The organism is Rhodopseudomonas rhenobacensis (genome assembly GCF_014203125.1).
Lineage (GTDB): Bacteria > Pseudomonadota > Alphaproteobacteria > Rhizobiales > Xanthobacteraceae > Rhodopseudomonas_A > Rhodopseudomonas_A rhenobacensis.
In genome coordinates this window covers 18,631-31,570 of sequence record NZ_JACHIH010000038.1, presented here as the reverse complement: position 1 = coordinate 31,570, position 12,940 = coordinate 18,631, and the positions used below count along the sequence as shown (strand labels likewise).

11 protein-coding genes are annotated in these 12,940 nt (G+C 66.3%); 3 read left to right on the top strand and 8 right to left on the bottom strand.

Annotated elements, in window-relative coordinates; translation table 11 throughout:
• Window positions 1-50 precede the first annotated feature (50 nt).
• The 6 genes from HNR60_RS21240 to dusB all read right to left on the bottom strand — a co-directional run bounded on the left by HNR60_RS21240 (window position 51) and on the right by dusB (window position 8,434).
• Window positions 51-908, bottom strand: a complete 858-nt coding sequence (locus HNR60_RS21240; RefSeq protein WP_184261844.1) for a D-amino-acid transaminase — start codon at window positions 906-908, stop codon at window positions 51-53.
• Between the two features lie 31 nt (window positions 909-939).
• Window positions 940-2,310, bottom strand: a complete 1,371-nt coding sequence (gene ntrX / locus HNR60_RS21235; protein ID WP_184261842.1) for a nitrogen assimilation response regulator NtrX — start codon at window positions 2,308-2,310, stop codon at window positions 940-942.
• Window positions 2,311-2,327: 17 nt separating this feature from the next.
• Window positions 2,328-4,619, bottom strand: a complete 2,292-nt coding sequence (locus HNR60_RS21230; RefSeq protein WP_184261840.1) for a sensor histidine kinase NtrY-like — start codon at window positions 4,617-4,619, stop codon at window positions 2,328-2,330.
• Between the two features lie 186 nt (window positions 4,620-4,805).
• A complete protein-coding gene (ntrC, locus tag HNR60_RS21225; RefSeq protein ID WP_184261838.1) occupies window positions 4,806-6,248 on the bottom strand; it encodes a nitrogen regulation protein NR(I) in 1,443 nt (480 codons plus the stop codon).
• A gap of 9 nt (window positions 6,249-6,257) precedes the next feature.
• Complete coding sequence (locus HNR60_RS21220) at window positions 6,258-7,430, bottom strand: two-component system sensor histidine kinase NtrB (protein WP_184261836.1); 1,173 nt, start codon at window positions 7,428-7,430, stop codon at window positions 6,258-6,260.
• Entirely contained in the window at window positions 7,427-8,434 is a 1,008-nt protein-coding gene (gene dusB / locus HNR60_RS21215; protein WP_184261876.1) for a tRNA dihydrouridine synthase DusB, read from the bottom strand. Before dusB ends, HNR60_RS21220 begins: the two co-directional genes overlap by 4 nt.
• Window positions 8,435-8,700: 266 nt before the next feature.
• Here dusB and HNR60_RS21210 point away from each other — a divergent pair, with 266 nt between their 5' ends.
• Window positions 8,701-9,897, top strand: coding sequence for a bifunctional 2-C-methyl-D-erythritol 4-phosphate cytidylyltransferase/2-C-methyl-D-erythritol 2,4-cyclodiphosphate synthase (locus tag HNR60_RS21210; protein WP_184261834.1), 1,197 nt, complete (start codon window positions 8,701-8,703; stop codon window positions 9,895-9,897).
• A gap of 1 nt (window position 9,898) precedes the next feature.
• Window positions 9,899-10,507, top strand: a complete 609-nt coding sequence (locus HNR60_RS21205; protein ID WP_184261832.1) for a CinA family protein — start codon at window positions 9,899-9,901, stop codon at window positions 10,505-10,507.
• 211 nt (window positions 10,508-10,718) lie between these two features.
• On the opposite strand, the gene HNR60_RS21200 is transcribed toward HNR60_RS21205, so the two are convergent.
• Both HNR60_RS21200 and lipA read right to left on the bottom strand, forming a co-directional pair.
• Window positions 10,719-11,195 carry a type II toxin-antitoxin system RatA family toxin gene (locus tag HNR60_RS21200; RefSeq protein WP_184261830.1) on the bottom strand — a complete coding sequence of 159 codons (477 nt, stop codon included), beginning with the start codon at window positions 11,193-11,195 and terminating at the stop codon, window positions 10,719-10,721.
• Between the two features lie 8 nt (window positions 11,196-11,203).
• Window positions 11,204-12,163 carry a lipoyl synthase gene (lipA, locus tag HNR60_RS21195; RefSeq protein ID WP_184261828.1) on the bottom strand — a complete coding sequence of 320 codons (960 nt, stop codon included), beginning with the start codon at window positions 12,161-12,163 and terminating at the stop codon, window positions 11,204-11,206.
• Window positions 12,164-12,304: 141 nt separating this feature from the next.
• Here lipA and HNR60_RS21190 point away from each other — a divergent pair, with 141 nt between their 5' ends.
• Entirely contained in the window at window positions 12,305-12,907 is a 603-nt protein-coding gene (locus HNR60_RS21190; RefSeq protein ID WP_184261826.1) for a DNA-3-methyladenine glycosylase, read from the top strand.
• Window positions 12,908-12,940: the final 33 nt, after the last annotated feature.

Genomic DNA, 12,940 nt, shown 5'->3' with positions numbered 1-12,940 from the left:
TTGAAGGCAAGCCAGTTCGCGCTGCGGTGGTGCGACCCGCGACAAAAAGTTCACGAAAAACTTGAAAAGCGGTGGAATTCCTCTCGGAGTCGCCTCGTAGTTTTACCAGGCTTACCGTCGCCCACAGGTTGTCCGTCGATCGCCACCACCGGCATCACGATCTGGCTGGACGCGGTGACGAAGGCCTCGGCGGCGTCATGCGCCTCCTGCGGGGTGAACGGCCGCTCCTCGAATCGCAGCTGCAACGCCGCCAGCGCCTCGATCAGCACCGCGCGGGTGATCCCGGCCAAGATGCCGGTTGCGGCCGAGCGGGTCACCACCCGGCCCTCCGTGGTGACGATCCAGGCGTTGCTGGATGCCCCCTCGGTGACATAGCCGTCGGCATCGACGTACCACGCCTCGTAGGCGCCCTGCTCGCGCGCCGCCTGTTTGGCCAGCACGTTCGGCAGCAGCGCCACCGACTTGATGTCGACCCGCGGCCAGCGGTTTTCCGGATGGGTGATGACCTTGATGCCGTGCGCCGCGGTGTCCTGGTTCTTGGCAAAGCTCAGCGGCCGTGCGGTGACGACGAGGCTCGGCTTCACGCCAGCCGGCGGAAAGCCGTGGTCGCGCCGCGCCACGCCGCGGGTGACCTGCAGATAGACGATGCCGTAGCCGACGCGGTTGCGCCGCACCACTTCGCGCAGCACGATCAGCAGCGCCGACAGCGGCATCGGCATCGCGATCCGCAATTCGCCGAGCGAGCGCTGCAGCCGCGCCATGTGCCGGGCAAAGTCGACGATCTTCCCGTCGCGGATCTCGCAGACCTCGTAGACGCCGTCGGCGAACTGATAGCCGCGATCCTCGATATTGACGCTGGCGTCACGCAAATCCTGATAGTGGCCGTTGACATAGGCGATGCGAGCCATGTTCCATTCCAAGTGCAACCAAAGCTAACGCTCAGCCTACGCCGAGCGCCTTGAGCTTGCGATGCAGCGCCGAGCGCTCCATCCCGACGAATTCGGCGGTGCGCGAGATGTTGCCGGAAAACCGGCTGATCTGCGCGATCAGGTAGTCGCGCTCGAACACCTCGCGGGCCTCGCGCAACGGCAACCCCATGATGTGCTCGCCATTGTTGCCGGTCGGCATGGTCGGCACCATCGAGCCAACGTCCTGCGGCAGCATGTCGGCGGTGATGATCACCTCCGGGCCGCCGCCGGCGAGAATCATCACCCGCTCGACGTTGTTGCGCAGCTGGCGGACATTGCCCGGCCAGACATGGGACTGCAGCACCGCCATGGCGTCGGCGCCGATCTGGCGCTTCGGCAGGCCGGTGGCGAGCGAAATCTGGTCCATGAAATATTCGATCAGTTCGGGAATGTCTTCGCGGCGCTCCGACAAAGGCGGCACCCGGATCGGCACCACCGAGAGCCGGTGATAGAGGTCCTCGCGGAAGCGGCCTTCGGCGATTTCCTCTTCGAGATTGCGCGCGGTCGAGGAGATGATGCGGACGTCGACATTGACCTTGATGGTGCCGCCGGCGCGCTGGAAGGTCTGATCGACCAGCACGCGCAGAATCTTGTTCTGGGTCTCGCGCGGCATGTCGCCGATCTCGTCGATGAACAGCGTACCGCCATGGGCCTCTTCCAGCGCGCCGGCCTTGCGCGGCTGCTCGCCGTTGCTCTGCTCGACGCCGAACAGCTCGACTTCCATTCGCTCGGGGGTGATCGCCGCGGCGTTGATCACCACGAACGGCCCCTCGGCGCGGCCGGAGGCGTTGTGCAGCGTGCGCGCCGCGAGCTCCTTGCCGGCGCCGCTTGGGCCGACGATCAGGATCCGGCTGTTGGCCTTGGCGGCGCGCTCGATGGTCTGGCGCAGCTGATTCATGCAGGCGGAATGCCCCATCAGCGTCGAGGCGATCGGCGCCTGCTGCTTCAGTTCCTTGACCTCGCGCTTCAGCCGCGAGGTCTCCAGCGCGCGGGTCGCCACCAGGATCAGCCGGTCGGACTTGAACGGCTTCTCGATGAAGTCGTAGGCGCCGCGCTTGATCGCCGCCACCGCGGTTTCGATGTTGCCGTGGCCGGAGATCATCACCACCGGCACGTCGGCGTGCTCGCGCTTGATCTGCTCCAGGAGCTGCAGACCGTCGAGCTTTGAGCCCTGCAGCCAGATGTCGAGGAACACCAAATTGGGCCGCCGGTTCGACACCTCGGCCAGCGCGGAATCGCTGTCGCGCGCGGTCCGCGTGGTGAATCCCTCGTCTTCGAGGATACCAGCGACGAGGTCGCGGATGTCGGCTTCGTCGTCGACAATCAGAATGTCATTGGCCATGGGTCGCGCCTGTCATCTTAGTTGCCGCTTGGGACTGGGATTTTCGGTTCGCTGCCGGGCACCGAAATGCCGGGCTGGGCGGGCTGCTCTTTCGGGGGCTGGCCCGAGATCGAGAAGCGCAGCCGCATCCAGGCGCCGCGCTGCTGCTCGGGGCGGATGTTGGAAGCGTCGTTGAGTTCGATCGCGCCGCCATGATCGGCCAGCACCCGGCCGACGATGGCGAGCCCGAGCCCGGTGCCCTTTTCGCGCGTGGTGACGTAAGGCTCGAGCAGCCGCGACCGCGCGGTCTTGGGCAGCCCGATGCCGTTGTCGATCACGTCGATCACGATGTCCTCGCCCTCGCGCGCGGCGACCACTTCGATCTTGCCCTTGCCGAGCTCTTCGGCCGGCACCGCTTCGATCGCCTCGGTGGCGTTCTTGATGATGTTGGTCAAGGCCTGCGAGATCAGCCGGCGGTCGAACCGCGCCCGCAGCGGCTCGTCTCTGATTTCGGCTTCGATGTCGACGTCGGGATGTCCGACCCGCATCAGGAACACCGCCTGCCGCACGGTGTCGGCGACGTCCTCGCCTTCGATCACCGGCTTCGGCATCCGGGCGAAGCGCGAGAATTCGTCGACCATGCGCCGGATGTCGTCGACCTGGCGGATGATGGTGTCGGTGCACTGCTCGAAGATGCCCTTGTCCTCGACGATCAGCTTGCCGAATTTGCGCTTGATGCGTTCGGCCGACAGCTGGATCGGGGTCAGCGGGTTCTTGATCTCGTGGGCGATGCGGCGGGCGACGTCGGCCCAGGCCGAGGTACGCTGCGCCGACACCAGTTCGGTGATGTCGTCGAGCGTGATGATGTAGCTGTCCTGCGACTGACCGGACTGCTCGGCGCTGATCCGCACCGAAAGATTGCGCTCGTGGCCCTCGCGATTGATGGTGACCTGGCCCTGCAGCAGCCGCTGCGCGCTCTCGCGCGAGGTCTTCATCATCTCGTCGAGTTCGGGAATGATCTCGGTCAGGGGATGACCGAGCGTTTCGGACTCCGAGTGGCCGATCAGCTTCTCCGCCGAGCGGTTGAGAATGCCGATCGAGCCGGAGGCATCGACGCCGATGATACCGGCCGAGGCCGACGACAGCACCGCCTCGATGAAGCGGCGGCGGCTGTCGATCACCTCGCTGGCGCTGACCAATTCGTCGCGCTGGCTGCGCAACTCCTGCGTCATCTTGTTGAAGGTCTCGCCGAGATGCGCCAGATCGCCTTCGGATTTGATCACCGGCACCTGGACGTCGAGATCGCCGGTCGACACCATGTTGGCGGCGCCCATCAGTCTGCGGATCGGCGCCACCAGCCAATTGGCGAAATTCAGCCCGATCAGCACCGAGGACATCAGCACCGTGAGTGCGATCACCGTGAACATCAGCGCGAAGGCGACCTGCACACCGAGCCGGCGGGCTTCCACCTCGGCGTATTCGGCGACGCTGGCCTGGGTCTGACGCAGTTGCGCCACCACCCGCGGATCGAGCAGCCGCGCCACATAGAGGAAGGTGTCGTCGAAAGCGCGCAGCCGGATCACCGCGGCGACGTAGTTGGCCTCGATGAACACCGCGATCTGCGGTTCGTTCTCGTCGACGTTGCTGAGGAATTCCGGTGCCGGGGTGTCGAAGTCCTGACGGATCCCGGTCTGCGCGGATTCCAGGATGTTGCGGTCCTTGTCGATCAGCATCGCGCCGGGAAGATTGCGCGACGCCGCACTCGAGGTCAGCAATTGCCGGAAGGTCTGGCGGTCCTGGTCGAACAATGGCCGCGCATGGGTGATGTCGGCGGCCATGCCGATGATGTCGCCGCGGATCAATTGGGCATGTTCGTGCAGATAGGCGTTGGCGACGATCAGCGAATTCTGGATCACCGCGCGGGTCGGCCCGGAGAACAGCTTGTCGAGGCCGCGGTCGATGGTGACATTGGCGACGATCGACACCAGCACCGCCGGCAGCACCGCGATCACCGAGAACAGGCTGACAATCTGGACGTGCAGCCGCGCCGCGGCACGACCGCGTCGCCGCGCCTGCACCACCTGCCACAGCTCGCGGGCGATGATCATCACCAGCAGCAGCACGGTGGCGGCGTTGATCATCAGGAAGGTGATGACGACCTGGCGGGTCGGCGCGATCGGGGTCAGCCCGGTCAGCACCACGAAGGTCAGGAACGCCGACAACAGCGCCAGCGCCACCGCAAAGGGCGCCAGCAGCTTGCGCAGCGTTCGCCTGCGCGGCTCTGCCTTGAGCGGGTCGGAAGATGGGGCCGCCGTGTCTGCGCTGGTCATACCGGAACTGGGGTGAGCGTGAGAACGCTGCCGGGCTGCCGTGCGAGCACGAGCCGACTGATGCATTCCTACAACAATGTTGCTCAATTACGACAATTCCGCGGCACCCTTGGCCGCGAAACTGCGCCGGATCCGGCAATTCTGTCGTGGATCGCGCCGATTAGACGCAATCCAGCCCCGGAAGGTTCATCCGCCGCTGCGATAGACCTGGATGTCGAGGTCGCGGATCTTTTTGCGCAGCGTATTGCGGTTCAGCCCCAGCAGGTCGGCGGCCCGAATCTGGTTGCCGCGGGTGGCGGCCAACGCCGCGGTCAGCAGCGGCACCTCGATCTCGCGCAGGATGCGGTGATACAGCCCGGGCGGCGGCACGCCGTTCGGGAAGCTGGAGAAGTGCGACGACAGATAGGTCTCGACCGCGCCGCCGAGGTTGTCGACGGTGTTGGAGATGCTGCCGCCGGACACCACCGCGGGCGGCGCCAGTTCGCCGTCGATCACCGGGCCGGTGATGACCTCCTGCGGGTACAGCGCCGCGAGCCGCCGCGCCAGATTTTCCAGCTCGCGGACGTTGCCGGGCCAGCGATGCTGCTTCAGCCGCTCCAGCGCCATGGCGTCGAGCTTCTTGGCCGGCAGCCCGTCCTTCTCGGCCAGCGCGAAGAAGTGCCGGACCAGATCCGGCAGATCCTCGATGTGCTCGCGCAGCGGCGGCAGCCGCAGCGGCACCACGTTGAGCCGGAAGAACAGATCTTCACGGAACAGGCCCTGCTGGATCAGGATCCGCAGATCCTTGTTGGAGGCCGCGACGATGCGGACGTCGGTCTTGATCGGGGTGCGGCCGCCGACCGTGGTGTATTCGCCCTGCTGCAGCACGCGCAGCAGCCTGGTCTGCGCTTCCATCGGCATGTCGCCGATCTCGTCGAGGAACAGCGTGCCGCCCTCGGCCTGCTCGAAGCGGCCCGACGCGCGGGTGTTGGCGCCGGTGAAGGCGCCGCGCTCGTGGCCGAACAATTCGGACTCGATCAGGTCGCGCGGGATCGCCGCCATGTTGACCGCGACGAACGGGCCGTTGCGGCGCTTGCCGTAGTCGTGCAGCGCGCGCGCCACCAGTTCCTTGCCGGTGCCGCTCTCGCCGGAGATCATCACCGTGAGGTCGGTCTGCATCAGTCGCGCCAGCACCCGGTAGATTTCCTGCATCGCCGGCGAGCGGCCGACCAGCGGGATCGAATCGAATTCGGACTCATCGGCGTGGCTGGCGGCGCGGTCCTTCGGCTCGGCCAAAGCGCGGCCGACGATGGCGATCAGCTCCTTCAGGTCGAACGGCTTCGGCAGATATTCGTAGGCGCCACGCTCGGAGGCGCGGATCGCGGTCATAAAGGTGTTCTGCGCGCTCATCACGATGACCGGCAAATTGGGCCGCATCTTCTTGATCCGCGGCAACAGGTCGAAGGCGTTTTCGTCGGGCATCACCACGTCGGTGATCACCAGATCGCCCTCGCCCTGGCTGACCCAGCGCCACAGCGTCGCGGCGTTGCCGGTCAGCCGCACCTCGTATCCGGCACGCGACAGCGCCTGATTGAGCACCGTGCGAATGGCGGTGTCGTCATCGGCAACAAGAATACTACCTGCGGGCATTGTCAGTCCTCATCTTGCATCCTGGGTGCCACGGGACGACGCCGGCGCGTCGTCACCAAGGCCTTGATTGTAGTTCTTCGCGGTGTTGTACATCGGCAGCAGCACGCGGAACGTAGTCTTGCGCGGCTGCGACTCGCATTCGATGATGCCGCCGTGGTCGCCGACAATCTTCGCCACCAGCGCAAGCCCGAGGCCTGAGCCCGACGGCTTGGTGGTGACGAACGGATCGAACAGGTTCGGCAACAGATCCTCCGGCACGCCGGGGCCGTTGTCCTTGACGCAAAATTCCAGCGGCAGCGACACCCGCGATTTCTTGCCCGGCACCGACAGCCGGACGCCGGGGCGAAACGCGGTGGTGAGCTGGATCTCGCCGTCGGTACCGAGATCGACCACGGCTTCGGCGGCGTTCTTCACCAGGTTGAGAAACACCTGGATCAGCTGATCCTGATTGGCTAGCACCGGCGGCAGCGACGGGTCGTAGTCCGAGGTGAACTTGATGTTACGGGCGAAGCCGGACTGCGCCAGCCGCTTCACATGATCCAACACCGAATGGATGTTGACCGGGCCGCGCGCCACCGGGCGCTCGTCGCCGAACACTTCCATGCGGTCGACCAGCGTGACGATGCGATCGGCCTCGTCGCAGATTAGCCGGGTCAGCATGCGGTCTTCGGACGACGCCGCCTGCTCCAACAGTTGCGCCGCGCCGCGAATGCCGGACAGCGGGTTCTTGATCTCGTGCGCCAGCATCGCCGCCAGCGCGATCACCGAGCGCGCGGCGCTGCGGTGGGTGAGCTGGCGGTCCATCTTGTCGGCGATGGTGCGCTCCTGCAGCATCACCACGATGTAGCCGGGACGCTCGGCGAAAGGTGCTACGTGCAGATCGACCTGGCGGTCGGCGCCGATCCGCGGCGTGCCGAGATCGACCTTGTATTCGTTGACCGGCGAGCCGGAGTCGCGGACCTGATCGATCAGCGCCAGCAGCGGACTGCCGAACGGCACCAGCTCGGTCAGCGACTGCCGGCGCAGCAGCTGGGTGGAAATCTCGAAGAAGGATTCCGCCGCCATGTTGGCGTCGACGATCTTGCCGTCGGGCGCCACCAGCATCACCGGGTTCGGCAACGCGTTGAGGATGGCGTCGCCATCGGTATGCGCGGTGCGGCGCGATTCAGCGGCGCTACTCATGCGGCTTTCCTCCAGGCAAAATCATCAAACGCGTCAACCAGCGCGCGGCGCACTGCGGCCGGGTCCTCCGACCTCAGGATCCGTTCGCGCCAGGATTTCAGCGTCGCCGGCTCCGCGTCGGTTGCGGCGGCGGCAACCTCGAGCGACCAGCCGAGATGCTTGCGGGCATGGCGCAAGCCGACGTGCACGCCGTAAAGCTCCAAGAGTTCGTCATACAGCGTCTGCAGATAGCCGAGCTGCTCGGCCAGCGACGGCGCCGCCTCGGCGATGCCGGTCTGCAGTTGCCGGCCGATCTGCCCCGGCAGCCAGGGCTGGCCCTGCGCGCCGCGGCCGATCATCACCGCGTCGGCGCCGGACTGCCGCAGCGCCTCGCGCGCGGCTTCGACCGAAGTGATATCGCCGTTCACCACCAGCGGCAGCGCGGTCGCCTCGCGCACCGCGCGGACCGCCGCCCAATCCGCGGTGCCCTTGTAGAACTGATTGCGGGTGCGGCCGTGCACGGTGATCAGCTGCACGCCGGCGGCCTCGGCACGCCGCGCCAGCTCCGGGGCGTTGAGGCAATCGCGGTCCCAGCCGAGCCGCATCTTCAGCGTCACCGGCACCCGCACCGCGCCGACGGTGGCCTCGATCAGCGTCAGCGCGTGGTCGAGGTCGCGCATCAAGGCCGAGCCGGACTGCCCGCTGCCGCCGGTGACGTGGCGGGCCGGACAGCCCATGTTGATGTCGATCAGGTCGGCGCCGCCGGCTTCGGCGATTCGCGCGCCCTCGGCCATCCAACGCGCCTGGCAGCCGGCGAGCTGCACCACATGCGGCCCGATCCCGGCGGTGTCGCAGCGGCGCACCGACATCGGCCGGCCGCGCGCCAGATCGTCGCTGGCGGTCATTTCCGATACCACCATGCCGGCGCCGAGCGCCGCGGTGAGTCGTCGGAACGGCGCGTCGGTGATGCCGGACATGGGGGCCAGGAATGCCCTGTTTACCACCTCGACAACGCCAATTCGCAGCGCCTCATGACATGTTAAAGGAGTGGAGGTCACAGCCTACTCGTGGTTCGGCGATCGCAACATTGCGTCGTCTTGCGCTCAAATCTTGAGCAAAAATTTCATCTGCCTACAGTTTAGCCATTTTGAGCAGACTTGCAAGTGCATTGCAGCAATCCCTCAAGGATTTGCACCTTATTTCCCCTGAATCGTGATGTTTTTCGGCCCCGGCGTGGTAAGTGCTTGGCCTCGCTTATCATCCCCTCGATCCGGTCTGACTGCTAACACCCATGTCGAAACCCACAAAAACTGCCGCAATTATCGTCGCCGGCGGCCGCGGCTTGCGGGCCGGCGCCGGCGGACCGAAACAATACCGCTCATTGGCCGGGCAGCCGGTCATTTTTCGGGCAATGCAGCCATTCTGCACGCATCCCGAGATTTTCGCCGTGCAGCCGGTGACCAGCCCCGATGATGCGGAGATGTTCAAACAGGCGGTGGCCGGATTGAACTACCAGGCCCCCGCCCCCGGCGGCGCCACCCGACAGGGCTCGGTGCGCGCCGGGCTGGAAGCGCTGGCCGATCAGGCGCCGGACATCGTGCTGATCCACGACGCCGCACGGCCGTTCGTCGACGCCGCGCTGATCACGCGGGCGATAAACGCTGCGCAAATCACCGGCGCCGCGGTGCCGACCATTGCGGTCACCGATACCATCAAGCAGGTCGACAGCAACGGCTGCGTCGCGGCCACCCCGGACCGCGCGCGCTTACGCATCGCGCAGACCCCGCAGGCGTTCCGCTTCGATGTGATTCTGGAGGCGCATCGCCGCGCCGCCCGCGAGGGCCGCGACGATTTCACCGATGATGCGGCGATCGCCGAATGGGCGGGATTGACGGTGGCGACCTTTGAGGGCGATGCTGCGAACATGAAGCTCACCACCCCGGAAGATTTCGTCCGCGAGGAATCCCGCCTCGGCGCGCTGCTCGGCGATATCCGCACCGGCACCGGCTACGACGTCCACGCCTTCGGCGATGGCGACCATGTCTGGCTGTGCGGCCTCAAGGTGCCGCACAATCGCGGCTTCCTGGCGCATTCCGACGGCGACGTCGGGCTGCACGCGCTGGTCGACGCGATTCTCGGCGCGCTGGCCGATGGCGACATCGGCTCGCACTTCCCGCCGACCGATCCGCAGTGGAAGGGCGCCGCCTCCGACAAGTTCTTGAAATACGCCATCGATCGCGTCACGGCGCGCGGCGGCCGAATCGCCAATCTCGAAGTCACCATGATCTGCGAGCGGCCGAAGATCGGCCCGTTGCGCGAGCCGATGCGGCAACGCATCGCCGAGATCACCGGGCTGCCGGTGGCGCGGATCGCGGTGAAGGCCACCACCAGCGAACGGCTCGGCTTCACCGGCCGCGAGGAAGGCATCGCCGCCACCGCCTCGGCGACGCTCCGTCTGCCGTGGGGCGCCAACGGACTGGCGGACTGAGATGGCTGGCAGCGACCCGCGTGCCCTCGCCCGCGCGCTGCTTGATCTGTGCCGCTCGCGCAAGCTGACGATTGCCACCGCCGAGTCCTGCACCGGCGGCCTGGTCGCCGGCGCCTTGACCGAAATCCCCGGCTCCTCCGACGTGATCGACCGCGGCTTCGTCACCTATTCCAACGACGCCAAGCACGCCATGCTGGGCGTCGAGACCGCGACGCTGATGACCTTCGGCGCGGTCAGCAAGGAGACCGCGATCGCGATGGCGATCGGCGCGCTGGAGCACGCCGAGGTCGATCTCACGGTGGCGATTACCGGCATCGCCGGCCCGGGCGGTGCTACGCCCGGCAAGCCGGTCGGTCTGGTGCACATCGCGGTGGCCTCGCGCGACGGCCGCATTTCCCATCGCGAGCACCGCTTCGGCGCGATCGGCCGCAGCTTGGTGCGGCAGCGCTCGGTGGTGGAAGCGTTGCGGATGCTGTTGGAGTTGGCGCGCGGGCCGAAGCCGGCGAAGCCGAGCCCGGTCAGCGTGTCGCGGGCGCGCGTGGCGCGCAGCCCGCGGCGCAGCGCGGTGAAACGCCGCGTCGCGCCGCCGTTGAAGCCGAAGAAGAGCTGAGCCGCGCGTAGCGGAACATCGCGTAGTAACGAGTCGTCCCCGCCCCTGCGGGGCGCCGCGGCGTTGACCCAACGCCATTCCCGGTCATTCCGGGGCGCGAGAGCGTAGCGCGAGCGAACCCGGAATCTCGTAACTGGTTTGAGTTCGTAACTGCGGCGAGATTCCGGGTTCGCTCGGCCTGACGGCCTCGCGCCCCGGAATGACGGCTTTGCTACACCGTCAGCTTGCGCAGCGCGGCACGGCCGTAGATCGCGTCGGCGCGCTGTTCGAACGCTGCGGCGAAACGGTGGAACGCGGTGTCGAACATCGTGCCCATCAGCAGCGCCAGCATCCGGTTCTTGAACTCGTAGCTGAGGAAGAAACCGACGTCGCAGGCATCGTCGCCGCGCGTCTCGAAGCTCCAGCGGTTCTCCAGATTGGAGAACGGCCCCTGCAGATATTCCACCAGGATCTTCAGATTGGCGCGGTCCAGCGTCACCCGGCTGGTGAAGGTCTCGCGCACCAGCTTGAACGACACCGTCATGTCGGCGGTCAGCACCTCTTGGCCGTCGGGCCGCTGCGCGCGATGCTTGATCTTCAGCCCGCTGCACAATGGAACGAATTCCGGGTAGCGCTCGATGTCGGCGACCAGATCGAACATCTTCAGCGCGCTGTGACGGACCCGGCGCTTGCTTTGAAATTGCGGCATCGAAACACTCAGCGCGACAGCGCGGCGCGCGCCGCCTGCAGTTTGGTGAAATTGTCGCCGGCGTGATGCGACGAGCGGGTCATCGGGCTCGACGACACCATCAGGAAGCCTTTGGAATAAGCCACCGACTCGTAGCCGGCGAATTCCTCCGGGGGCACGAAGCGCATCACCGCGTGGTGCTTCAGGCTGGGCTGCAGATACTGCCCGATGGTGAGAAAATCGACGTCGGCGCTGCGTAGATCGTCCATCACCTGCAACACCTCGTGGCGCTCCTCGCCGAGCCCGACCATGATGCCGGATTTGGTGAACAGCGACGGATCGAGTTCCTTGGCCCGCTGCAACAGCCGAATCGAATGGAAGTAGCGCGCGCCCGGCCGCACCGACAGATAACGCGACGGCACGGTTTCCAGATTGTGGTTGAAGACGTCGGGCTTGGCCGCGACCACGGTTTCCAAGGCGCCGTCCTTGCGCAGGAAATCCGGGGTGAGGATTTCGATCGTGGTGGTCGGGCAGCGCGCCCGCACTGCGCGGATGGTGGCGGCGATATGCGCGGCGCCGCCGTCGGCGAGATCGTCGCGGTCGACCGAGGTGATCACGATGTGCTTGAGGCCGAGCTTGAAGGTCGCCTCGGCGACGTTGTCGGGTTCGGCGAGATCCAGCGCCTCGGGCATCCCGGTCTTGACGTTGCAGAACGCGCAAGCCCTTGTACAGGTGTCGCCCATGATCATGAAGGTGGCGTGCTTCTTGTCCCAGCACTCGCCGATATTCGGGCAGCCGGCCTCTTCGCAGACCGTGACCAGGCCGTTCTCTTTGACGATGGCGCGGGTGTCGGCATAGCCGCGCGAGGTCGGCGCGCGCACCCGGATCCACTCCGGCTTCTTCGGCGACAGCGCATCCGGCCGCGCCGCCTTTTCAGGATGGCGCGGGCGGATCGGCTGGGCGGAGACGGTATCGACGACGACGACCATGAAATGTCCGTTCTGCGAAGGCTTTACCTAATCCGCCGGGCCGCATCCCGCAACCCGGCCGGCTTGCTGGGGATTATCCATTGGAATAATGCTCAAACTGTATTCATTCGCCGTTCCACTCCCCGCCATCGTGAAGTTCCCATGGCCGATTTGCGCGTCAAAGCTGTCCCGAAACTCGGCGCCAGACTGAAACGGCCGTTCTTTGCCCGCAGCGTGCATCATGTGGCGCCGGACCTGATCGGCGCGACGCTGTTGGTCGACGGCGTCGGCGGGGTGATCGTCGAGGTCGAGGCCTATCACCACAGCGACCCCGCGGCGCATTCCTATGGCGGTCTGACGCCGCGCAACGCCGTGATGTTCGGCCCGCCCGGGGTGGCTTATGTCTATCGCTCCTACGGCATCCACTGGTGTCTCAACGTGGTCTGCGAGGAACAAGGCTCGGCCAGCGCGGTGCTGATCCGGGCGCTGGCGCCGACCCATGGCCTCGCCGCGATGCAGTGGCGGCGCGGCGTCGAGGACGAGCGCGCGCTGTGTTCCGGGCCGGGCAAGCTGGCGCAGGCGCTCGGCGTCACCATCGCGCACAATGGGCTGAAGCTCGACGCGCCGCCGTTCGCGCTGCACGCGCGGCTGGAGCAGCCCGACATTGTCGCAGGTCCAAGGATCGGCATCAGCAAGGCCGCGGAGCTGCCATGGCGCTACGGGCTGCGCGGCTCGAAGTTTGTCAGCAAGCCGTTTGCGGGGTGAGATTCGGTCGGTCTCTCAACACTCGCGCCGTCA